The organism is Bradyrhizobium sp. (assembly GCF_035273305.1).
GTDB lineage: Bacteria > Pseudomonadota > Alphaproteobacteria > Rhizobiales > Xanthobacteraceae > Bradyrhizobium.
Genome location: NZ_DATEPI010000151.1, coordinates 14520 through 35240 on the forward strand (window position 1 = coordinate 14520; position 20721 = coordinate 35240).

The following is a 20721-nucleotide window of genomic DNA, read 5'->3' on the forward strand; positions in this document are numbered from 1 at the left end:
CACACAACAAAGGAGTTAGCGGATGCGGGTTCTGGTAGTTGGCGCCGGCGCCATTGGCGGATATTTCGGCGGCAGAATGCTTCAGGCCGGCCGCGACGTCACATTTCTGGTAAGGGCAAAGCGCGCCGCCGAATTGGCCTCGGCCGGCCTCGTCATAAAAAGCCCGAACGGCGACGTGACACTGAAAAATCCGCCGACCGTGCAGGCGGACCGGCTCAATGGAAAATTCGATGTCATTCTGCTGAGCTGCAAAGCCTTCGATCTCGACGACGCGATGAAATCATTTGCGCCGGCGGTTGGGCCGCAAACCGCTATTATTCCGATGCTCAATGGCATGCGGCATCTCGATATGCTCGACCAGAAATTCGGCCGCGAGCGCGTGCTCGGGGGTCTCTGCGGGATCGCGGTCACGCTCGACGAGCATCGCCAGGTGGTGCAACTGCATCCAATGCAATCGCTTACTTTTGGAGAGCGCGACGGCAAGCTATCGGATCGCGTCCGGGCCATAGCGGACGTGATGGCGAGCGGCAACTTCAACACCGTGGCGAGCGAGCAGATCATCCATGACATGTGGGAGAAATGGGTCTTCCTCGCCTCGCTCGCGGCATCGACCAGCCTGATGCGCGCTGCGGTAGGCCATATCCTCGCGGCGCCGAACGGGAAGGATTTTATGCAGGGCATGCTCGACGAGTGCAGCGCCGTCGCGGCGGCCGAAGGTTATCCACCGCGTGCGCCTTTCCTCGAGCGCAGCCGCGGCATGCTGCTGACGGAGGGCTCGCAACTGACCGCCTCGATGTACCGCGACATCAAGTCGGGCGCGCCGGTCGAAGCCGATCACGTCATTGGGGATCTGATGATGCGCGGTGATGCATCCAAGGTGCCGGTGCCGAAGCTGCGTATCGCCTATACGCATTTGAAGGCATATGAAAACCAGCGAGCGTAAGAGCGCCTCGCCGGGAGCGCGTCGCCTCAGAGATGCGCGAGGTAATGCGCCAGCGCTGTAATCTCTTCGTCGCTGAGGGGATAGGCAACATCGGTCATCGCCGAGCCAGCGCCGCCGGAGCGCACGCCCGATTTGTAATCGTGCAAGGCCTTGACCAGATATTCTTCGCGTTGGCCGGCGAGCCGCGCCACCGCTTTGGTGCCCGCGTATGTGTCCGTATGGCACGATGCGCAGCGCCGGCCCGCTGCAGCTTCTGCGCCTTTCTTCGACAGATCGGGATTGTCGTCCGCAGGTGGCTTCGGTGCCGTCAGCGACGCGAAATAGGCGCCGAACAAACGGATATCTTCGTTGGTGACCTGCTCGGCGACCGGCTGCATCTGCTCGTTCTTGCGGGCGCCGCCGCGAAAGAACACCAGCTGCCATTGAATGAACTGGTCGGGCTGCGCCGCCAAAGACGGGATGTTCTCGGTCTGCGAAACGCCGCCCTCGCCGTGACAGGCGGTGCACATTTCTGCCTTTTCCTTGGCCGCGGTTGTGTCGGCGCTGATGGCCGGTGCGCTCGCGACCGCAACTAATGCAACTGCACACAACACTTCGAAGCTCAATCGAACGCGCATCTCGGCATTCCCTGCTTTCGCTACCCGCGCTCACAAACGCGAAGCCGCGGCCACTCGTTCCGAGCGGCCGCAGCCCCTTGATCGTTCAACCGCTGCTACTTGCTGTAGCTGATGCGGTAAATCGCGCCAGCCCAGTCGTCGGCAACGAGGATCGAGCCATCCTTGGCCAGGATGATGTCAGCCGGCCGGCCCAAATAACCCTGGTCGCCCTCGAGCCAGCCCGATGCGAACACTTCCTGCTTGGCGTTCTTGCCGTCCGGGCCAACCGTTACGCGCATGATCCGGGCGCCCTGATATTTATGCCGATTCCACGAGCCGTGTTCGGCGATCAGGATGTTGTTCTTGTACTCGGCGGGGAATTGATCGCCGGTATAGAACTTCATGCCGAGCGGAGCCACGTGCGCGCCGAGCTTGAGCACGGGCGGCGTGAATTCCGAACACTTGTGACCCATTGCGAACTTGGTGTCCGGCAGGTCGCCCTGGTGGCAATACGGGTAACCGAAGTGCTCGCCGATATGCGAGATCATGTTGAGCTTGTCGCTCGGCAGATCGTCGCTAATCCAGTCGCGTGCGTTTTCCGTGAACCAGTATTTTCCGGTACGCGGATCGACGTCGCCGCCGACGCTGTTACGTACGCCAAGCGCCCAGATTTCGGCGTTGCCGGTCTTGGGATCGACGCGGCGGATCTGGGAGACGCTGGTCGGGGGAATGCCGATATTGAAGGGAGGTCCGAACGGAATAAAGAACCAGCCATCCTTGTCGACAGAGATATACTTCCAGCCATGCGCGGCATAGGACGGCATGTCGTCATACACCACCTTGCCGGAGCCAAGGTTGTCCAGATTGGCCTCGGCATTCTCGTATTTGATCAGCTTGTCGACCGCGATCACGTACAGCGCGCCATCCTGGAAGGCAAGGCCGGTCGGCATGTTCAGGCCCTTGAGGATGGTCTTGACCTCTTTCTTTCCGCCATTGTCCTTGATGGCGTAGACGTTGCCGAGCCCGAACGAGCCCACAAACAGTGTGCCCTTGTCGCCCCAGGCCATCTGCCGGGCTGCCAGTACCCCCGGCGCGTACACTTCAATCTTGAAGCCGGCCGGCAGCTTGATCTTTTTCATCAGCGAGGCGAGCTCCGCCTCGGATGAGCCGGTCGGCGGCCCCGATGGCGGCGCGAGTCCCTTCTGGGCTTCGGTTTCGTCGCCGAGGAACCAGTCATCCGGCGGATGCGTCCAGAATTCCTTGGTGCCGGATTGATAACTGTGGAGGCCTTTTTGCTGTGCGTTAGCTTGACTGACCCCCGCAACAACCACGATTGCTGCAAGCGCAAGAATAGATCGATTGAAAGCCGATTTCATCGCCTCACTCCCTATGCAGCCGAGTGGCTGCCCGTGTTATTCTTCTGAAGGTCGTTCCGAGAGACGTAGTTTTGATCCGCCTTTGGGGGGCAGACTGCGGGATGCTACCACATTCGTCGCGAGTGAGAAGTGTGTTGCCGACGCGGCACAGCATCGCGTCAGAAAATTAAAAAGAATTTCTTTAGATCGATTTCAATCGAAACGATTTTCATGGGCGGCAGCCGCAATCATGCCGCGCTGCCCGATGAGCTAGGGTCCGCACACGCGGACCCTCATGCACTTTGTTGTTATGGAAGTTTTGGAGCGGGCGAAGGGGCTCGAACCCTCGACCCCGACCTTGGCAAGGTCGTGCTCTACCACTGAGCTACACCCGCATCCGGGATTGACGGCGATCGTTCACCGGCAACGGCAGAGCTATGCCAAATGCGGCCCCCGAATGCAACAGCCGGCGCAAGCCTGAAAACCGCCCTGATGACGCAGCTAATGAGTAAATGCCCTCCAAATGACGCAAGATCGCGGAAAGCATGGCTCAATGGGGCGTGATTGCTGCCCGCACGCAGTTCCGCCGATTGCAAATCCGGCCTCCAAGGGCCAATTAGGGCTGGAAAGTGGTAAGAACACCCCGAACCGCATTACATCAGGCGAGGATTCCCGTGACGATAGTTGAGCAGGGCAGCGCAGCGGCGCCCGATCTGATCAAGGAAACGACCACCCAGACCTTTGTGAAGGACGTGATCGAGGAATCGAAGCGCCAGCCGGTGCTGATCGATTTCTGGGCGCCATGGTGCGGTCCGTGCCGACAACTCACACCGATGCTGGAAAAGGCGGTGCGCGCCGCCAACGGCAAGGTCAAGCTGGTCAAAATGAACATCGATGAACATCCGGCGATACCGGGGCAGATGGGCATCCAATCGATTCCGGCCGTGATCGCGTTCGTCAACGGCCAGCCAGCCGACGGCTTCATGGGTGCGGTTCCGGAAAGCCAGATCACCGCATTCATCGGCAAGCTGACTGCTGGCGTTCCGGGTGAGCCCAATATCGCCGAGATCATCAAGGAAGCCGAAGCCGTTCTTGGCGAAGGCGACGCCACCACCGCGGCGCAGATCTATGCCGAAGTACTGGCGAGAGACGCCACCAACATTCCGGCGCTTGCGGGACTGGCGAAATGCTATGTGGTGACCGGCGCCATCGAGAAGGCCAAGCAAACTCTGGCCATGGTGCCGGAATCCAAGCGCAATGACGCCGCGGTCAGCGCGGTACAGGCGTCGATCGACCTCACCGAGCAGGCAAAGGGGCTCGGACCGGTGGCTGAGCTGGAGCAGAAAGTCGCCGCAAATCCACTCGATCATCAGGCCCGGTTCGATCTTGCGACCGCGCTCAACGCCAAAGGCAAACGGGCCGAGGCGATCCAGCAACTGCTCGAAATCGTCAAGCGTGACCGTAAGTGGAACGACGACGGCGCGCGAAAGCAACTGGTGCAGTTCTTCGAGGCTTGGGGCCCAACCGACGAGGCCACGGTGGAGGGACGCAAGCGGCTGTCGACGATCCTGTTCTCGTAGCGCCCTCATTTCGCGCCATGGCAACGGTCGAAGTTCAATACGCTGCAAACCAACACGTGACGTGTTAGCACCGAGATCGCCTCATGCCGATCAATGCCGAATATCGCGGTCCCGGCGACCTCCCCGAAGTAATCCCGGTTTTTCCGCTGCCCGGCGCGCTGTTGCTGCCGCGCGGCCAGATGCCGCTCAACATCTTCGAGCCGCGCTATCTGGCGATGGTCGATGACGCCTTGCGCGATGGGCATCGGCTGATCGGGATGATCCAGCCGGACGCTGCGCACTCGCGGGATGAGGCCAAGCCGGCCCTGTTTCGGGTTGGCTGCGTCGGGCGCATCACCCAGCTCGCGGAGGCCGGTGACGGGCGTTACATCCTCGAACTCACCGGCATCGCGCGTTTCAAGATAATGGAAGAATTGGTGGTGCTCACGCCGTATCGTCAATGCAAGGTGGATTATTTCCCTTTCATCGACGATTTCGTCGCGCGCAAGGGCGAGGAGGCGGTAGATCGCGAGGCGTTGCTGCTGGTCCTGACCGATTTCCTCAAAGCGAACGACCTCAAGGTCGACTGGGAAGGGGTGGAGGGCGCGCCTAACGAGGCGCTAGTCAACGCACTGGCGATGATGTCCCCCTACGGTCCGGCGGAAAAGCAGGCCATGCTGGAAGCGCCCGACCTCAAGACCCGCGCGGAAATCCTGATCGCGGTTACCGAAATGGATCTCGCAAAAAAACGCACGACTGGCGACCCGCCCCTGCAATGAAGTTATTTCCCGATTTTCGCCCGTTCAGCGCGAGCCGAAAGAGCTCAGCCGGTTGCGACCCCACGGGCGACGGGTTGCGATCGGGTCAGGCGCATCAGCATGAACGTTGCCAGCAGTACGGTGGCGTACACCACCAGCTGCATTTCGGTCGGTTGGTCGGTGTATCCGATCAGCGTGTGCAGGGTGCGGCCGGCGATACTCGCCTCCGATAACAGCCAACCGCTGTCCCAGACCACCGTATCAAGTGAGGTGAGCAAATTGGCGCGCTCGAGAAAGGCCACCGCCTGCGCCGCCATCCCCGCCGCAAGCAGCGTGATCAAGACCGTGGTGGTTGTGAACAACGCGCGTTGCGGGATTCGCATCAGTCCGAAATAAGTCAGGAGGCAGACGCCAGCTCCCAGCGCGAGGCCAATCAAACCGCCGATCGCAAGGTTGGGCGCCGATCCGCCGTCCGAAGCCGCGACACCATAGAGAAATAGCGCGACCTCACTGCCTTCGCGCAGCACGGCCACACCGACCACCACGGCCAACGCCAGCAGCGGCTTGGAGCCGTCAGCGACGGCTTGTCCCATAGCGCGCATCTCCCCGGCGATTTGCCGGCCGTGATGCGCCATCCAGACATTATGCCAGGTCAGCATGATCACCGCGATCGCCAGAATAGCGGCGTTGAACAGTTCCTGCCCCATACCCGCGAACAGCTGCGACAGCGCGCCTGTAAACGCAGCGACGATGCAGGCAGCGAGCACGCCACCAAGCACCCCGCCGCCAATCCAGCGATTGCGATTCGGAACGGCTCGCGTCACAGCGAGCACGATGCCGACGATCAATCCGGCCTCGAACACCTCACGAAACACAATGATCAGGGCAGCAAGCACGGAAGCAGCCTTTATTGCACGGTCAACGCGCCGCGCGCTTTTTCATTGAAGTCGTCGTAGAATTCATACCGTCCGGGTTTCAATGCGCGCACATTGACGATGCCCTCGCTGTTCGCGGCAACCACCTTTTCGACCCGCAGTGACTTGCTCTCGAACTCCATCGCCTTGCCGTCGAGGTTCTTGACCCGGAACGTGATCGGCTTGTCGGCCGGCGCCCGAACCTCGGTCGGCTGGAACTGACCCTTGGAATAGGTCAGGTGAATTTCGGTCGCCTGTTGCGCCTGCGATGGCGAGACGGCGAACATCGCCAATCCGCAAACCGCGACCATGGTCGCCTTCCTGATCATCCCGTCCAAAGTAGCCATCTGTCGGCCTTTCCGTTTGAGCAATACTAAAATTCCCAGGCGAATTTAAGCCTAGCCCGATGGCGCTGAAATTCGGACAGGTTGAGCGAAACCGGATTGCCGATCTCGCGCCCCCATATTTGGGCGTTCCAGGCTGCGGTCATGAACATCTTGGGAGTGAATTGGATGTACAGGGTGGGTCCCATCAGGACGGCATCGCCCGTAAAAGCCGTTAGATTTGCGGCATCGTAGTGGCGAAGATACCAGACCTCACCACCAAGCACGACGTTGGAGGCGATCCGAAGCGAAAGCGCGGCCGAGCCGCCGAATTTTGCTTCACGTTCGACTTCTCCCGTGGAAGCCCACGTGACTTCCGGTTCGTAAAGCAGGTTGAATCCGGCATATAGCCGATTTCTAAGTAGCTCGAGGTCCGCGTTGACGACGGTTTCAAGCTCGTAGTTGTGCACGCGCGCACCGCTGGTCTCGTCGATGGAGCGCGCGGTCGGTTCCATAGCAAGCGTAACCGCCAGCGGATTGCTCGACGTACGCTCGATCGCAAGATAACGCAGTTCGGCAAACGCCCCGCTTGCGGCGAATTGGCGGCGGTCATCCAGGTCAGTCACGCCATTGATGCTGTGCGTGGACCCGAGCGCGCCGAACTCGATCTGGATGAACTGTGTCGGCGTAAACTCGAATTCGTATTTTGTCTCGGTCGCACTGTAATGGCCGTCACGCTTGCCGAAGCGTCCGACCGTGTCGATGGTGAATTCTTTTTCGCCCTCGAGGCCGATGCCGGAGCCGGTGGTAAATCCGAAAATGTACTTGGTTTCGAGATCGCGCCAGGAACTCGCGTCCTCGGCGTCGGCTTTACCGAAACTCGCAACGAGGCATGCTGCCGAGCAAAGCGCGAGCGCATAATTAACCCCAGACCTTTTTCGCATGCGCATCCGTCTTCTTTCCGCAGCCACTGCACTGTTGCCTTCTGCTAGCGTCAAGCGGCGGCGGCGGCAAAGAAAAGCACTCTAAACTAGAGACATTCTAACCGCCTTAGCATGGATCAAAGCTGTCGGAGCGGGTTGAAGCGGTCGATGCCTGGCCCGCGGCAATCGACGTATTAGATATCGAGACGTGCAGGCCCTCGAGAACGGAGCGAAAATGCGGCAATCGAATCGCGGTTTGCACGTGTTAGCCACAGTGATAGCCGCCTTGTTTGCTGCGGGCGGAGCATGGGCGCAATCCGACCCGCTCGTGGGAGCGGCCGCGTTTGGCGATTGGCGAGCCGACAAACCCGGCGTCGTCAGGCTCATACGGCCCCAGGACCTGCCGCGGCCCGGCGCCACGCCATCGACGGCCAACACCCCGCACGTGGTGCGACGGCCTGCAGGTGCGATCCCGAAGGTTCCGGCCGGATTCAAGATCGAGTTGTTCGCAAGCGGCTTAAGCGGACCGCGCCAGATACGAGTGGCTCCGAACGGAGACATTTTCGTCGCCGAGACCAGAGGCGGCAAAATTCGCGTGCTGCGGGCGGAAGATGGCGCGTCCAAGGCTGCCGAGGACGAGGTCTATGCAGCCGCTCTCAACCGGCCGTTCGGCATGGCCTTCTTTCCCGCGGGAAATAATCCACAATGGATTTATATCGCGAACACCGACGGCGTCGTGCGGTTTCCCTATAGATCGGGCGACCTCAAGGCAGCGGCGCGGCCCGAAACCGTGGTCGCCGAATTGCCGCATGGCTACGGGCACTCCACCAGGGACATCGTGTTCAGCAATGACGATAAGCGCATGCTGGTTTCGGTCGGCTCCGCCGGCAATGACGGCGAAGGAATGGGCAGCCCACCGGGAGGCTTGCAAACATGGATCGACAAGCACGCGCTCGGCGCAAGCTGGGGCGACGAGACCGACCGCGCTGACGTGCTGGCGTTTGATCCCGACGGAAAAAATCCGCGCGTGTTTGCGACCGGTATTCGCAACTGCGTCGGGCTCGCCGTTCATCCGCAAACCGGCGATGTATATTGTTCGACCAATGAACGTGACGGCATGGGAGACAACCTCGTGCCGGACTACATCACGAGGGTGCGCGATGGAGCGTTCTACGGCTGGCCGTGGTTCTATATCGGCTCGAACGAAAATCCGCGCCACGCCACCGCGCGTTCCGATCTCAGGGGCAAGGTCAGTGTCCCGGATGTGCTCATCCAGTCGCATTCGGCATCGATGGGGCTTGCATTCTATAGCGGTAGCGCGTTCCCGGCCGAATATCATGGTGACGGATTCGCAGCTGAGCACGGGTCATGGAACAGGTCGAAGCGCACGGGCTACAAGATCATTCGCATCCGTCTCAGGGATGGGGTGCCTACCGGTGAGTACGAGGACTTCGTGACGGGTTTTGTCCTCAGCGATTCCGAAGTCTGGGGTCGTCCGGTTGGCGTCGCTGTCGCGCATGACGGCGCGTTGCTGGTCTCGGAAGACGGCAACGGCACGATCTGGCGGATTACGCCCCAATGATAGCGGGACCGAGGCTCTTCAGCCTATCTGATCGAATCAGAACCGATCTTTAGCTTTTTTCTTCACGCGCACCGGCGTCCACTTCGCCCGAAAACGCTCTAGTAACCGGCAACGGCCAACGCCACTACGGCGCTAAGCGCGACCCATCCTAAATGCCGGCCGCGTGTCGCGAGTGCATTCGCGAGCGCGCCGAATGCAAACACGACCGCGAGCGTCGCGATTATCCAGTGCCGCGCCGGTTCCGACTCCATCAGTGGCGCGGCAATCAAGAGAACGCCCCCACCGATCCAGGCCACCGTGCCGGCCTGCCACACTAACCGGATCAGGTTGCGCACGCGGATCGGCTGGATGGTGGCGCGAGGGAACACTTTGGTTTCACCAAGCACGCCGTGGATAATCGCCACTGCGATGGCTGCCAAACCCGCTGCTTGCAGCAAGATATCGCGCATCCGAAGTCTCCATACATTACTGTATGTTTCGATTACAAGGAACGCTGGCCGCTGTCAATACACTCTTGTATGGTGTTGATGAGCGCAGGAACAGAATGACCGATCAACTTTCAGCAAGGGACTGGCTCGATCAGGGCCTCAGGACGCTGGCCGAGAAAGGTTTTACAGCACTCAAAGCCGAACCGCTTTCGAAGACGATGGGAGTGTCACGCGGCAGCTTCTACTGGCATTTCGCCGACATCAGCGCATTCCACGCCGCGCTGCTCCAGCATTGGCGCGAGATTGCCACTGAGCAGATTATTGCCACCCTGGAGTCCGGCGCGAACAAAGGCGAGCGGCTGCGGCTTCTCTTGGAAAGGGTGTTCACTGCAAAGCTCACCCTTGAGAACGCGGTCCGCACCTGGGCGACGCTCAATCCCGCCGCGCGTAGCGCCGTGCAGGCTATCGATCGGCGAAGATTAGGTTACATAGAGAGCCTTCTCATGGAGCAGGGGCTTTCTGCTGACGTCGCCCGTGCGCGCGCGCAGGTTCTCTACTGGGCCTTTCTCGGCTTTGCCCGGTCCGACAAGCCGGTGCCGCAGTCAGCGCGCGTGACCATTCTCGAGGAGCTGCTCCGGATCGCACGGTAGAATGCCGAGCCCATTCCAAATGGGTGTGCTAGATTGATACTCGACTGACCGGAGATCGTCCTATGACCGCCTCGCCCGAACGCCTTGAAGGCACCGTCGATCCGAAATTGCTGGAAATCCTGGTCTGCCCGTTGACCAAGGGTCCGCTTGAATTCGATTCGAACCGGCAAGAGTTGATCTCGCGTTCCGCGAAACTCGCCTACCCGATCCGCGACGGCATTCCAATCATGCTGCCGGAAGAGGCGCGCAAGATCGAGTGAGAAGTGCTTGGCCGCGGCAAGGCCTGGAAAGCGGCAATTCTAACCAGTGGCGTCCGCGTCGAAGGTCCGCCGGAAGATATCCGTTTTACCCTCGAAACCCGACATCCGAAAGCGCGATAAGGATGTGGGCATGAGCGGACGTCGAGAGCCGCGCAATCGACGTCCGCTTGGCCCGCGAAAGCAGGCTATCGGGTGACGGAACGGCCCAACTGCTTGGTGGCAACCCGGGCCATCATGGAGTCCCTGCCTCAACTCTGCCGCGGCGCGCCGCCTCGATTGCAGCGACGTCTATTTTCCTCATCGTCATCATCGCATCAAATGCGCGTTTGGCTTCATCGCCACCAGCCGCCATCGCCTCCGTCAGCACACGCGGCGTAATTTGCCATGAAATGCCCCACTTATCTTTGCACCAGCCGCAGGCACTCTCTTGACCGCCATTGCCGACAATGGCGTTCCAATAGCGATCAGTCTCGGCTTGATCGTCGGTGGCGATCTGGAACGAAAAGGCTTCGTTATGTTTGAACATGGGACCGCCGTTGAGGCCGACACACGAGACGCCGGCAACCGTGAATTCGACCAGAAGCACATCTCCCTTCTTACCGGATGGGTAGTCACCTGGTGCACGGTGGACGGCGCCGACAGCGCTGTCAGGAAAGGTCTCGGCATAAAAACGAGCTGCCTTCTCAGCATCCCCATCGTACCATAGACAAATAGTGTTCTTCGCCATTGCATATCCTCTCACTTTGGCCCAAGCCTGATCGTCATCCACTCGGTGCAACATACGTAACTGCCCCGTCACGTTCCGGTCATCGGCCTGACGTGCATGATCTCGATTGATGATTGCGGAATTTGCAGGTGGGGATGATTTTCAAATGCGCTCGCAGCCGCATCATGACTGTCGGCCTCCACAAACGAATACAAAATGATGTCATTTTTGGTGTCGGAGACGCCGCTTGCTGTGACGCGCTTTGTCTTGCCGCCCACTTCTGTACTAATGATCATTTTGGCATGCTCGCCCATCCATTTCTTCCATGCTGCTTGCATTTTCTGTTCTTCAGGCTGCCGTATGGCGGGATCGGTTTTCGCCCAATCCGCCATCACCGAGGCAGGGATGAGATACAGGGCAAGAAACTTCTGTTTGGTGGCGTCGGTCATGGTTCTTCCTTCGTGGCCGGTTAATGATGAGTTCTAAGGACGAACTCATCTAGCTCCTGCCGACATCGGCCAAAGGTTTTTTTCAAAGCGGCTATTCCGTCGGCTGGAGCAGAGAGCATGCCACCAGGAGCGCGCCTGACCCTTCAGCTCTTCACCTTGCACGTGACGGGGCCATTATCGAGCATCAGTTGGTTCCCGCCCGTATCGGTCACGATCTGCCCGCTATAGGTGCCTTTCGCCTTGTCGAATTGCGCCGAGATGATGATCCGTACTCGGGTCTGCTCCACCTCATCCATGGCGACCAAGAGCAGATTGTTATCTCGAAAGCTGAAGCGCGTGACCTTGGAGGAATAGTCAAACTCGATCGGCGGCAAGCCGCCGAGCTTCTTCGGTACGTCGAAGGTGAGAGCCTGGTCCTGTGGATAGGTGCAGGTAATCGATTTCGCCACTGCCGCTCTCACGTGGAGCGCGGATAGCAAGCCGAGACAGACGATCATGATGCGTTTCATGGCAAACTCTGGCCTCGCGATACTTGGATCTGTGGCACCTATTTAGGAATGCGCTTCCTCACAATGATCCCCTGCAAGTTCAATAAACTCTCGTGGTCGCATTCCAGTACCCGCGATCAGAATGCGCGAATGTATCTCCGGGCTCGACATCCGCAAGACAGTCGATGCGCGACTATGCTCCGGCGGGCCGAGGCGCAAATCAGTCGTGATTGCTGTCCAGCCCGGTTTGAAAAAATATTCTGCTACTCGGTTTGCCCAAATCAACTCTAGAAGCCTCGCCGTCCCGTTCTCACAAGAGGGGCGCTTCGCGGTCGTCACGAACGTTGGGCGCGGGATGCAGTGGACGCGAGAGCGCGCTTGACGATGCGCGCTTTTCGCGGACGGTGAAGTCGTGTGGTCCTGACGCCCCGACGCTGGCGTCAAGCTTGCGAAAGTAATTTCGCAGGTGACGGTGGCAAAAAAGCCCGGTCACCGGGGAGATCACGAAGTAAGCCGCTAAAACCATTGCGCAGGGAAGGCCGGGTTAGTCCGGTGAACCTGTGGTGACTACGCTCGTGTGCTTTTTTATTTCGCACGCGAGGCTGCGGGTGCAACGGGGCACCCGGCTTTCCCTGCGCCCTCTGACGTTCAGATGCGCTTCATGAATGGCAAAAACTCGCGCGCACCACGCGGCGAGATCGCAGAGGTGTGGGTGGTGTGTGAATTTGACGTCGGTCTTCATCCCTCCCCCGATCTTCGTGGGGTCGAGACGAGCAAAGCTCGCTCTGGGGTGGCGCGAAGCGCCGGGTGGGGGTAGCTCGCGAGGCATGAAACAACCCCACCCGTCACATCGTTCGCTCCGCTCACGATGTGCCACCCTCCCCACAAAAGTGGGAGGGATAAGAAAGAGCAAGGCTCGCTCGCTTGCGGGTCGAGGGAGAAGCAGAGCGGGGCGAGAACGCGAAGGCGCGCGCGTCTCGGAAACGCGGGTGGTTCATCCCTCCCACTTGTGGCGCGGGATAAGGAAGAGCGGAGTCGGCCATGACGACACCAATCCTGATCGGCAGGTGCACTTGCCCTACAACGCCTCACCCTTCAACAGCCGCGGCACCTCACCGGCAAGCCCGGCCGCCTGGCGGATGAACATGCTTTTCAGCGGCGGCGTGCGATCGACCAGCCCGAGGCCAATGTCGCGAACGGTTCGTAATAACGTCGACTTGTTCGAGAACAGGAAATTCAGCGAGTTGGTCGCAAACCCCATCGCCATCGTGTCGAACCGCCGCCAGCGCTGGTATCGATCCAGCACATCTGCCTGGCCCGGGTCCATGCCAAGTCGCGCAGCATCGACCACCACTTCGGCCAGCGCCGCTACGTCCTTCAGCCCCATGTTCAGGCCTTGTCCGGCAATCGGGTGAATCACATGGGCGGCGTCGCCGACCAGCGCCATTCGTTCGGCAATGAACGAGCGCGCCACGAAATACCCGAGCGGAAACGCGCGTGGCTTGTCGAGTACCGCGAGCTCGCCGAGATGAAGGCCGAAGCGTTGCTCGAGTTCGCGGTGAAATTCGTCCTCATTCAAGGCAACGATCCGGGCTGCCTCGCCGCGGTTTTCTGTCCACACCAGTGAGGATCGCTTTCCTGTCAGCGGCAGAATCGCAAAAGGCCCCGAGGGCAGGAAATGCTCTTCAGCACGTCCATGATGATCGCGCTGGTGCCCGACGGTCACGACGATGCCGGACTGATCGTAGTCCCAGCCATGTGTTGCGATGCCCGCCCGTTCGCGCAATCTGGAGCGCGCGCCATCGGCCGCCACCAGCAGGTTCGCTTCAACGGTCGTGCCGTCGGCGAGCATCACATCGATGCCGTCCGGGCGCGAGACAAAGTCTGTCACCGCGCAGCCACGCAGATCGATTCCTTCTGTTTCCGCGTGCTGAACCAGCGCGTCGATCAGCTGGCGATTTTCGATCATGTGAGCAAAGGGCTCGCCGGGTTCGACATGACCGGTGAACGTCAGGAATACCGGACGAGTGGCGTCCTCCAGCTTGGAATCAGTGACAACCATGTCGAGGATCGGCTGAGCTCCGGCTGCGACCTCCTTCCAGACCCCGATCGCATCGAGCAATCGCCGGCACGCGGCAACGATGGCAGTCGCGCGCGGGTCGCGGCTGGGCCGGACGCCTAATGCGGGATCGGCAACAATCACGGGAATATCGCGGCCAAGCCCCTGACGCAGCGCCAGCGCGAGCGCCAGCCCCGCGAACGCGCCGCCGCAGATCACAATGCTACGCTGTGCCGACATGCTAAAACCTTACGCGTCACTTCATGAGACTACACTTGCTACATGGTATTAGCTGGGCGAAACAGGGTCGCAAAACAAGGCTTCTCAGCCTCACAAATGTTGCTCATTCCTGGATGCACGTTCGCGACCCCAAGATTTTCCACTGAAACGACCAATAGAAAGCGCTTCGATGTCCAAAGGCTTGATTGACCTGATCTCGATTCTCGATCTCGAGCCGATCGAGGTGAATATGTTCCGTGGCAACAGCCCGAAAACCAGCTGGCAACGGGTATTCGGTGGTCAGGTGATCGGACAGGCCATGGTGGCGGCGTGCCGTACCGTCGAAGGACGGCTGCCGCATTCGCTGCACTGTTACTTCATCCTCCCAGGTGATCCTCAAATTCCGATCATTTACGAAGTCGAGCGCCTGCGCGACGGCAAGAGCTATTCGACCCGACGGGTCACCGCGATCCAGCACGGCAACGCGATCTTCTCGATCATGGTGTCTTTCCACATCGAGGAAGAGGCGGTCTTCGATCACCAGGACGCGATGCCCGACGTGCCGCCGCCCGAGAAGCTGACCGCCGAAGAGGTCGCTAAGCAGCCGATGTTTCGGGAGATGCCGGAATTCATCCGCCGCTATTACGAATCCGATCGCCCGATCGAACTGCGGCCCGTCGAACTCGGCCGTTATTTTGGCCAGAAGATCGATGACGGTCGAATCCACGTCTGGATACGCACAGCCTCGAAATTGTCTGACGATCCGGCGCTGCATATGTGCGCATTGGCCTATGCATCGGATTTTTCACTGCTCGATGCCGCCATGGCGCGTTACGGGCGCACCTTGTTCGACAAGCGCATGATGCCCGCGAGCCTCGATCACGCCATGTGGTTTCACCGGCCGTTCCGCGCCGACGAATGGCTGCTTTACGCTCAGGACTCGCCGAGCGCGCAGGGCGGCCGGGGGCTTACGCGCGGCATGATCTTCAAGCAGGACGGCACGCTGGTGGCATCCGTGGCGCAGGAAGGCTCGCTCCGTCAGCGCAAGTGAACCACCGTATTCCTATTCCCAGGCCGCCGAACCGGTTGTGTTTTGTCCAGAAGCAACCGGTGAGTGGGCTAGAGGCGACGTGGTCCAATGGATTTTCGTTCCTAGTTGCGACTTTTTGTGTCATTTGCACAAAAAGATGCCAGACTTGCGCAAGCGGAAGCGCGCCGAAGGAAATTTGAGAAAAGTGAAGGCCTGACCATGAAGCTCGTTGTTGCCATCATCAAACCATTCAAGCTCGACGAGGTGCGCCAGGCTCTTACTGCTATCGGCGTGCACGGAATGACGGTGACCGAGGTCAAAGGTTACGGACGGCAGAAGGGTCATACCGAAATCTACCGCGGCGCCGAGTATGTCGTGAATTTCCTGCCCAAGCTGAGAATCGAGATCGCGGTCTCCTCGGAGCTCGCCGACAAGGCGGTCGAGGTCATCACTTCGAGCGCGCGTACCGGCCAGATCGGCGACGGCAAGATCTTCGTGACTCCGATCGATCACGCTTTGCGGATACGGACCGGCGAAACCGACACCGACGCGCTTTAGGGCGTTTCGAACGAATTGAATACTGGTTTGCGCGAGTGAGGACGCGTCAAACCAAGACAGTGGGGCTTGGGGCAGAGCAGAACTTCCAAGCTTTGAATTTGCAACTCCATCGCATCCGGCGCGCACGCCGGTGGTGCGATCAACCAAACGACGTGCCGGGGACATATCAATGGGGGCATACTTCCGTCGTGCAGCGAAGCTGGCTGCGCCAATCAGTGTTGCGATTTTTCTGTTCACGGGACCGGCCTTTGCCGAAGCCTCCGAGATCAATCCGGCCGACACCGCCTGGATGATCGTGGCGACCGGCCTGGTGCTGATGATGACCCTCCCGGGCCTGGCGCTGTTCTATTCGGGCATGGTTCGCAAGAAGAACGTACTTGCGACGATGGCACAGAGCCTCGCTGCGGTAGCCGTGATTTCAATTCTCTGGATCGCGTTCGGTTATTCCCTGGCGTTCGTGGGCGATGGGCGGTGGCTCGGCACGCTCGACCGCTGGTTTCTCGCCGGGCTCACAATGGACAGCGTCAATCCGGCAGCGAAGACCATCCCGGAGGCTCTGTTCATGCTTTACCAGATGACCTTCGCGATCATCACGGTGGCGCTGGTGGCAGGCTCGGTCGCCGACCGGATGCGGTTCTCGGCTTATCTGATGTTCTGCGTCGGCTGGTTCATGTTCGTTTATGTGCCGCTCGCGCATTGGGTCTGGGGCGGTGGCTTCCTGGGCAGCGCGGGCGTGCTGGACTTTGCCGGCGGGCTGGTGGTGCATCTCAGCGCAGGCATCGGCGGGCTGGTCGCGGCCAAAGTGATGGGCCGCCGACATGGCTATGGCACCGAGAATCTGGCGCCGTTCGACCTGTCGCTCGCTGTGATTGGCACCGGAATGCTGTGGGTAGGCTGGTTCGGCTTCAATGGCGGCTCGGCGCTCGCCGCGAACTCACGCGCGGTGTTCGCGATTACCGCGACCCACCTTGCCGCCTGCGCTGGCGCGCTGACCTGGGCCGCGATCGAATGGTGGACCCGGCGCAAGCCGTCGGTCCTGGGCATGATATCGGGCGCGGTGGCCGGACTGGGAACGATCACACCGGCATCCGGCTTCATCGCGCCCTGGCACGGCATCGTCATTGGCGTGATTGCGGGGGCGGTGTGCTTCTGGGCTTGCACCTCGTTGAAACTCCGATTCAATTACGACGATTCGCTGGATGTGTTCGGCGTCCACGGCATCGGCGGCATGATCGGCACCTTGATGACGGGGGTGTTTGCCGCGGCGGCGATCGGCGGGACACCCGGATTGATCGAAGGCAACCCGCGTCAGCTGCTGATCCAGTTCTACGGAGTGGTGGTCACCTTGCTGTGGTCCGGCGCGCTCACGTTTGTGCTGCTGAAAGTGGTGGGCGCGTTCGTGCCGCTGCGCGTTTCGCTACAGCAGGAATTGGAAGGCCTGGACATTTCGCAGCACGGTGAAGCCCTGCAGTAGATACCCCTGTTCGACACCGCGTCCTGCCCACGCGATCAGCAGAGTGAGATGGGGAGTTTGCCATGCCCGCCTTTTAGGCAGGCGTGGCTAGGCTTTGAGCGTGGTCCAACAGCGCAACCGGGCATTGCCGGCGCAAACCTCGAAAAGGTGCGCGTTGATAGTCTGTTAGGGAACCGGCCCGATCTGGCACGGCATTTGATTCTACACGGGTCGGCTGTGCCCGCGTTGTGACTTTCTCCGCGTGGTGAACCTCAGTCGAGAACGCCCGGTCGCGTCTGGACCGGGCCAAGCGGGGATAAGACCGATGAAAATTGTTATGGCGATCATCAAGCCATTCAAGCTCGAAGAAGTCCGCGACGCCCTGACCGCCATTGGCGTTCATGGTCTCACGGTGACGGAAGTCAAAGGCTATGGCCGACAGAAGGGCCATACGGAAATCTATCGCGGTGCTGAATACGCCGTGAGTTTCCTGCCCAAGATCAAGATCGAGGTCGCGGTCGGCTCCAACCAGCTCGACAAGACCATCGAGGCCATCACGTCGGCCGCAAAAACCGGGCAAATCGGCGACGGCAAGATCTTCGTCATCAGCCTCGACCATGCGGTTCGCATCCGCACGGGAGAGGCCGATGCCGCGGCACTCTGATTTCGCGCTCAACCCTATTCACTCAGGAGCAAAACAAATGACGTTCAAACGTCCCTATAGCGCGGGATTGGCTGTCTTTGCAGCCGGCATGTTCGCCGCTAGCGCCGCTTACGCCGAACCAACCGTCAACAAAGGCGACAACGCCTGGATGCTGACATCGACGGTGCTGGTGCTGCTGATGACGATCCCCGGCCTTGCGCTGTTCTATGGCGGCCTGGTTCGCTCGAAGAACATGCTCTCGGTGCTGGCGCAGGTGTTCTACACTGTGTGCATCGTCACCATCCTATGGGCGCTGTACGGCTACAGCCTGGCCTTTACCGGGGGGTCCGATTTCATCGGCGGTTTCTCCAAAGCGTTCCTGATGGGCGTGACGACCGACTCCAAGGCCGCGACGTTCAGCGTTGATGCCAACATTTCGGAGCTCGTATACGTCTGCTTCCAGATGACGTTCGCGGCGATAACGCCCGCCCTGATCGTCGGCGCCTTTGCCGAACGCATGAAGTTTGCCGCTGTGGCGCTGTTCATTCCGCTCTGGGTGACGCTGATCTATTTCCCGATCGCTCACATGGTCTGGTACTGGGCCGGACCGGACGCGATCTCGGATGCCGTCAAAGCGCTTGCCGCGGCGGGTGATGCCGCTGCGAAGGCTGCGGCGCAGGCCAAGCTCGATGAAGTCAACGCCGACGCCGGCTGGGTCTTCAAGAAGGGTGCAATCGATTTTGCGGGCGGTACGGTGGTGCACATCAATGCCGGAATCGCTGGACTGGTCGGTGCGCTGCTGATCGGCAAGCGGACCGGCTATGGCAAGGAGCTGATGGCTCCGCATTCGCTGACCATGACGATGATCGGCGCTTCGCTGCTCTGGGTCGGCTGGTTCGGCTTCAACGCCGGCTCCAACCTCGAAGCCAATGGCGGCGCGGCGCTCGCGATGACCAACTCCTTTGTCGCGACCGCGGCAGCGGCGCTGTCGTGGATGTTCGCCGAATGGATCATCAAGGGGCATCCGTCGCTGCTCGGCGCCTTGTCGGGTGCGGTGGCGGGGCTTGTGGCAGTGACCCCGGCGGCTGGTTATTCCGGACCGATGGGCGCCATTGTGCTCGGTCTCGTCGTTGGTGTGGTTTGCCTGTTCTTCTGTACGGTGATCAAGAACGCCCTGCGATATGACGACTCACTCGACGTGTTCGGCGTCCATTGCATCGGCGGCATCGTCGGCGCGCTCGGCACCGGCATCCTGGTGAACCCGGCGCTCGGCGGCGCCGGGATCATGGACTACACCACCGGCAAGATCGCCGATTACGATTTAACCGCGCAGATGATTTCCCAGATCTGGGGCGTCTGCACCACCTTGGTGTGGTCGGGCATCGGTTCGGCAATTCTCTACAAGGTCGTCGACATCATCGTCGGCCTGCGTGCCAACGTCGAGACCGAACGCGAAGGCCTCGACATCACCGAGCACACCGAGCGCGCCTACAATATGTGAGTTCTCGCCAGAGGGCGCGATCTCACGGGATCGCGCTGCAATCAACGGTTTGGGCACATACCCGGCAATGCCCGGACCGTCGAGGGGCTCCAGCGCAAGCTGGGGCCCCTTTGTCTGAGCGTCTCCCTCGTTTGCAACTGGCCGCACTTGAAGCGAACGGCGAATGCGGTCATTAACGGCTCGGCCGGGGGAGCAGCGATGACGCAGACCATCCTTCATTTTGTTTTCACAGCCTCTGGCGGCGGTTGCCTGGTCCAGGCAATAGCAAAAGCTGGCCGGCACGATCAGGTTGTAGCTTCTTTCGATGACATGAGCTTCGGACCGATCAATCCTGCCGAGCGTTCGCTGCGCGCGAAGTGGGTCGATACTGAACTCGGTCGCGCCGATTGGGAGAGCTGCACCGATGACTCAGCGCGAGTGTGGGACGAAGGGCGTTTTCCCAATGGTCGAAAGGTCGCATGGCTGACCCGGCGTTCGGCGAGAGAATATGCCGGCTTTCTGGAGTGGTTGTGGCGGCTCGGCGACGAGCGGTGCGATGTGGTTGATCTGACAGACGTCACGATTTCATACGATCCGGAGGACGGCCCGCCGCGTCAGCGGCTAGCCTTTGGTCTCGGGATGCTTGCTCCCGACACGATATGCGAACACAAGATGTGGGATTTGGCCGAACCACTGGATGCGACAGCGCGGGAGCAGCATCTTAATCGCTGGCGGCAGCTCCGTTCCGAAAATGCGCCGCTGCGCGTGATCGAGAATCACGAGCTTGTGTCGGCGCCGATGTCGTTTTTCGATTCGTCGTTGATTTCTTTTGTGACGGAGAATTGGCAGCGCGTATCGAGGATCGTCGGACAGTGCTTGGCCTCCGGAACGGACGATTCCCTTCCGGTTAACGACCTTCTTCTGAGGGCGCGCATCAATGCATTAGTCGAAAGCGGTTGTCTGGAAATTCGGGGCCGATCGGAACGCGACATCTTTGACAGCGAGGTGCGGCGCCCCCAGGCGAAAGCGCCAGTAGTTGATTGAACGTCGTGGTGATTGGATCACCAGACCCCGAAAACCGCGGCTGGGTCCATTGGTTAATCGCGTCTTAACCTCGCCGTATCTATGGTGGCTTGATACGTTTCCAGCTGGTCTCATCGTGCGATCGGCTGCCGAACAGTGCTGGCGCTAAAGTATGGCAATCACCGCTTCATCCCGCGCGCCGCAAGACGCCGGTACCCAGCAAAGCGAGCGCTCGCCATTCGCCCGGCTGACCGAACTGCTGGCCCCGTACAAACCGGCTAAGCCATTGATTACGCTTTCGTTGGGCGAACCACAGCACCCG

The 20721-nt window shown here is 60.2% G+C and carries 22 protein-coding genes, 1 tRNA gene and 1 pseudogene; 13 read left to right on the forward strand and 11 right to left on the reverse strand.

The window, feature by feature from the left end; genetic code table 11:
• The first annotated feature begins 22 nt into the window (after nt 1–22).
• Entirely contained in the window at nt 23–943 is a 921-nt protein-coding gene (panE, locus tag VJV58_RS10340; protein WP_324137248.1) for a 2-dehydropantoate 2-reductase, read from the forward strand.
• A 26-nt stretch (nt 944–969) separates the two neighbouring features.
• Here panE and VJV58_RS10345 read toward each other — a convergent pair whose 3' ends face one another.
• The 3 genes from VJV58_RS10345 to VJV58_RS10355 form a co-directional block, all read right to left on the reverse strand.
• On the reverse strand, nt 970–1560 hold the full coding sequence (locus VJV58_RS10345) for a c-type cytochrome (protein ID WP_324137249.1): 591 nt from the start codon (nt 1558–1560) through the stop codon (nt 970–972).
• A 95-nt stretch (nt 1561–1655) separates the two neighbouring features.
• Nucleotides 1656–2915 carry a PQQ-dependent sugar dehydrogenase gene (locus VJV58_RS10350; RefSeq protein ID WP_324137250.1) on the reverse strand — a complete coding sequence of 420 codons (1260 nt, stop codon included), beginning with the start codon at nt 2913–2915 and terminating at the stop codon, nt 1656–1658.
• 299 nt (nt 2916–3214) lie between these two features.
• Nucleotides 3215–3289, reverse strand: a tRNA-Gly gene (locus VJV58_RS10355).
• A gap of 279 nt (nt 3290–3568) precedes the next feature.
• Here VJV58_RS10355 and trxA point away from each other — a divergent pair.
• Together trxA and VJV58_RS10365 are read left to right on the forward strand one after the other, a co-directional pair.
• On the forward strand, nt 3569–4474 hold the full coding sequence (trxA, locus tag VJV58_RS10360) for a thioredoxin (RefSeq protein WP_324137251.1): 906 nt from the start codon (nt 3569–3571) through the stop codon (nt 4472–4474).
• An 83-nt stretch (nt 4475–4557) separates the two neighbouring features.
• Complete coding sequence (locus tag VJV58_RS10365) at nt 4558–5232, forward strand: LON peptidase substrate-binding domain-containing protein (RefSeq protein WP_324137253.1); 675 nt, start codon at nt 4558–4560, stop codon at nt 5230–5232.
• A 44-nt stretch (nt 5233–5276) separates the two neighbouring features.
• Here VJV58_RS10365 and VJV58_RS10370 read toward each other — a convergent pair whose 3' ends face one another.
• Genes VJV58_RS10370 through VJV58_RS10380 form a run of 3 tightly spaced genes read right to left on the reverse strand, consistent with a single transcriptional unit; the run spans nt 5277 to nt 7398 of the window.
• Nucleotides 5277–6107, reverse strand: a complete 831-nt coding sequence (locus VJV58_RS10370) for an FTR1 family iron permease (RefSeq protein ID WP_324137254.1) — start codon at nt 6105–6107, stop codon at nt 5277–5279.
• 11 nt (nt 6108–6118) lie between these two features.
• The gene (locus VJV58_RS10375; RefSeq protein WP_324137255.1) at nt 6119–6472 is read right to left on the reverse strand and encodes a cupredoxin domain-containing protein; all 354 of its coding nucleotides are present in this window, start codon (nt 6470–6472) and stop codon (nt 6119–6121) included.
• Between the two features lie 26 nt (nt 6473–6498).
• The gene (locus tag VJV58_RS10380; RefSeq protein ID WP_324137256.1) at nt 6499–7398 is read right to left on the reverse strand and encodes a hypothetical protein; all 900 of its coding nucleotides are present in this window, start codon (nt 7396–7398) and stop codon (nt 6499–6501) included.
• Nucleotides 7399–7606: 208 nt separating this feature from the next.
• On the opposite strand from VJV58_RS10380, the gene VJV58_RS10385 reads away from it, so the two are divergent.
• Nucleotides 7607–8953, forward strand: a complete 1347-nt coding sequence (locus VJV58_RS10385) for a sorbosone dehydrogenase family protein (protein ID WP_324137257.1) — start codon at nt 7607–7609, stop codon at nt 8951–8953.
• A gap of 98 nt (nt 8954–9051) precedes the next feature.
• Here the strand turns inward: VJV58_RS10385 and VJV58_RS10390 are convergent, their stop codons facing one another.
• Nucleotides 9052–9402: a hypothetical protein gene (locus VJV58_RS10390; RefSeq protein WP_324137258.1), complete on the reverse strand. Its 351-nt coding sequence runs from the start codon at nt 9400–9402 to the stop codon at nt 9052–9054.
• 95 nt (nt 9403–9497) lie between these two features.
• On the opposite strand from VJV58_RS10390, the gene VJV58_RS10395 reads away from it, so the two are divergent.
• Entirely contained in the window at nt 9498–10031 is a 534-nt protein-coding gene (locus tag VJV58_RS10395; RefSeq protein WP_324137259.1) for a TetR/AcrR family transcriptional regulator, read from the forward strand.
• A gap of 62 nt (nt 10032–10093) precedes the next feature.
• The gene (locus VJV58_RS10400; RefSeq protein ID WP_324137260.1) at nt 10094–10291 is read left to right on the forward strand and encodes a Trm112 family protein; all 198 of its coding nucleotides are present in this window, start codon (nt 10094–10096) and stop codon (nt 10289–10291) included.
• A gap of 232 nt (nt 10292–10523) precedes the next feature.
• Here the strand turns inward: VJV58_RS10400 and VJV58_RS10405 are convergent, their stop codons facing one another.
• The 4 genes from VJV58_RS10405 to VJV58_RS10420 all read right to left on the reverse strand — a co-directional run bounded on the left by VJV58_RS10405 (nt 10524) and on the right by VJV58_RS10420 (nt 14233).
• On the reverse strand, nt 10524–11018 hold the full coding sequence (locus VJV58_RS10405; protein ID WP_324137261.1) for a VOC family protein: 495 nt from the start codon (nt 11016–11018) through the stop codon (nt 10524–10526).
• Nucleotides 11019–11086: 68 nt separating this feature from the next.
• Complete coding sequence (locus VJV58_RS10410) at nt 11087–11446, reverse strand: hypothetical protein (RefSeq protein WP_324137262.1); 360 nt, start codon at nt 11444–11446, stop codon at nt 11087–11089.
• Between the two features lie 143 nt (nt 11447–11589).
• Nucleotides 11590–11955: a hypothetical protein gene (locus VJV58_RS10415; protein ID WP_324137263.1), complete on the reverse strand. Its 366-nt coding sequence runs from the start codon at nt 11953–11955 to the stop codon at nt 11590–11592.
• Nucleotides 11956–13012: 1057 nt separating this feature from the next.
• Nucleotides 13013–14233, reverse strand: coding sequence for a ubiquinone biosynthesis hydroxylase (locus VJV58_RS10420; protein WP_324137264.1), 1221 nt, complete (start codon nt 14231–14233; stop codon nt 13013–13015).
• Between the two features lie 169 nt (nt 14234–14402).
• Here VJV58_RS10420 and tesB point away from each other — a divergent pair, with 169 nt between their 5' ends.
• From tesB to VJV58_RS10455, 7 genes and pseudogenes are all read left to right on the forward strand, one after another.
• The gene (gene tesB, locus VJV58_RS10425) at nt 14403–15263 is read left to right on the forward strand and encodes an acyl-CoA thioesterase II (RefSeq protein WP_324137265.1); all 861 of its coding nucleotides are present in this window, start codon (nt 14403–14405) and stop codon (nt 15261–15263) included.
• Nucleotides 15264–15461: 198 nt separating this feature from the next.
• Nucleotides 15462–15800 carry a P-II family nitrogen regulator gene (locus VJV58_RS10430; RefSeq protein WP_324137266.1) on the forward strand — a complete coding sequence of 113 codons (339 nt, stop codon included), beginning with the start codon at nt 15462–15464 and terminating at the stop codon, nt 15798–15800.
• A 169-nt stretch (nt 15801–15969) separates the two neighbouring features.
• On the forward strand, nt 15970–17274 hold the full coding sequence (locus VJV58_RS10435) for an ammonium transporter (protein WP_324137267.1): 1305 nt from the start codon (nt 15970–15972) through the stop codon (nt 17272–17274).
• A gap of 304 nt (nt 17275–17578) precedes the next feature.
• A complete protein-coding gene (locus VJV58_RS10440) occupies nt 17579–17917 on the forward strand; it encodes a P-II family nitrogen regulator (RefSeq protein ID WP_324137268.1) in 339 nt (112 codons plus the stop codon).
• A 37-nt stretch (nt 17918–17954) separates the two neighbouring features.
• Nucleotides 17955–19397, forward strand: coding sequence for an ammonium transporter (locus VJV58_RS10445; RefSeq protein WP_324137269.1), 1443 nt, complete (start codon nt 17955–17957; stop codon nt 19395–19397).
• A 198-nt stretch (nt 19398–19595) separates the two neighbouring features.
• The gene (locus VJV58_RS10450; RefSeq protein WP_324137270.1) at nt 19596–20420 is read left to right on the forward strand and encodes a DUF3658 domain-containing protein; all 825 of its coding nucleotides are present in this window, start codon (nt 19596–19598) and stop codon (nt 20418–20420) included.
• Nucleotides 20421–20571: 151 nt separating this feature from the next.
• Nucleotides 20572–20721: pseudogene (locus VJV58_RS10455) on the forward strand (aspartate aminotransferase); the annotation flags it as partial.

What these genes read in the sequence shown, in the direction of transcription:
- VJV58_RS10410 (WP_324137262.1), bottom strand. Translation starts at nt 11,446, where the DNA reads ATGACCGACGCCACCAAACAGAAGTTTCTTGCCCTGTATCTCATCCCT.
- VJV58_RS10350 (WP_324137250.1), bottom strand. Translation starts at nt 2,915, where the DNA reads ATGAAATCGGCTTTCAATCGATCTATTCTTGCGCTTGCAGCAATCGTG.
- VJV58_RS10345 (WP_324137249.1), bottom strand. Translation starts at nt 1,560, where the DNA reads ATGCGCGTTCGATTGAGCTTCGAAGTGTTGTGTGCAGTTGCATTAGTT.
- VJV58_RS10390 (WP_324137258.1), bottom strand. Translation starts at nt 9,402, where the DNA reads ATGCGCGATATCTTGCTGCAAGCAGCGGGTTTGGCAGCCATCGCAGTG.
- VJV58_RS10435 (WP_324137267.1), top strand. Translation starts at nt 15,970, where the DNA reads ATGGGGGCATACTTCCGTCGTGCAGCGAAGCTGGCTGCGCCAATCAGT.
- VJV58_RS10375 (WP_324137255.1), bottom strand. Translation starts at nt 6,472, where the DNA reads ATGGCTACTTTGGACGGGATGATCAGGAAGGCGACCATGGTCGCGGTT.
- VJV58_RS10400 (WP_324137260.1), top strand. Translation starts at nt 10,094, where the DNA reads ATGACCGCCTCGCCCGAACGCCTTGAAGGCACCGTCGATCCGAAATTG.
- VJV58_RS10385 (WP_324137257.1), top strand. Translation starts at nt 7,607, where the DNA reads ATGCGGCAATCGAATCGCGGTTTGCACGTGTTAGCCACAGTGATAGCC.
- VJV58_RS10440 (WP_324137268.1), top strand. Translation starts at nt 17,579, where the DNA reads ATGAAAATTGTTATGGCGATCATCAAGCCATTCAAGCTCGAAGAAGTC.
- VJV58_RS10445 (WP_324137269.1), top strand. Translation starts at nt 17,955, where the DNA reads ATGACGTTCAAACGTCCCTATAGCGCGGGATTGGCTGTCTTTGCAGCC.
- VJV58_RS10365 (WP_324137253.1), top strand. Translation starts at nt 4,558, where the DNA reads ATGCCGATCAATGCCGAATATCGCGGTCCCGGCGACCTCCCCGAAGTA.
- VJV58_RS10430 (WP_324137266.1), top strand. Translation starts at nt 15,462, where the DNA reads ATGAAGCTCGTTGTTGCCATCATCAAACCATTCAAGCTCGACGAGGTG.
- VJV58_RS10380 (WP_324137256.1), bottom strand. Translation starts at nt 7,398, where the DNA reads ATGCGCATGCGAAAAAGGTCTGGGGTTAATTATGCGCTCGCGCTTTGC.
- VJV58_RS10415 (WP_324137263.1), bottom strand. Translation starts at nt 11,955, where the DNA reads ATGAAACGCATCATGATCGTCTGTCTCGGCTTGCTATCCGCGCTCCAC.
- VJV58_RS10405 (WP_324137261.1), bottom strand. Translation starts at nt 11,018, where the DNA reads ATGGCGAAGAACACTATTTGTCTATGGTACGATGGGGATGCTGAGAAG.
- tesB (WP_324137265.1), top strand. Translation starts at nt 14,403, where the DNA reads ATGTCCAAAGGCTTGATTGACCTGATCTCGATTCTCGATCTCGAGCCG.
- VJV58_RS10420 (WP_324137264.1), bottom strand. Translation starts at nt 14,233, where the DNA reads ATGTCGGCACAGCGTAGCATTGTGATCTGCGGCGGCGCGTTCGCGGGG.
- VJV58_RS10450 (WP_324137270.1), top strand. Translation starts at nt 19,596, where the DNA reads ATGACGCAGACCATCCTTCATTTTGTTTTCACAGCCTCTGGCGGCGGT.
- panE (WP_324137248.1), top strand. Translation starts at nt 23, where the DNA reads ATGCGGGTTCTGGTAGTTGGCGCCGGCGCCATTGGCGGATATTTCGGC.
- VJV58_RS10395 (WP_324137259.1), top strand. Translation starts at nt 9,498, where the DNA reads ATGACCGATCAACTTTCAGCAAGGGACTGGCTCGATCAGGGCCTCAGG.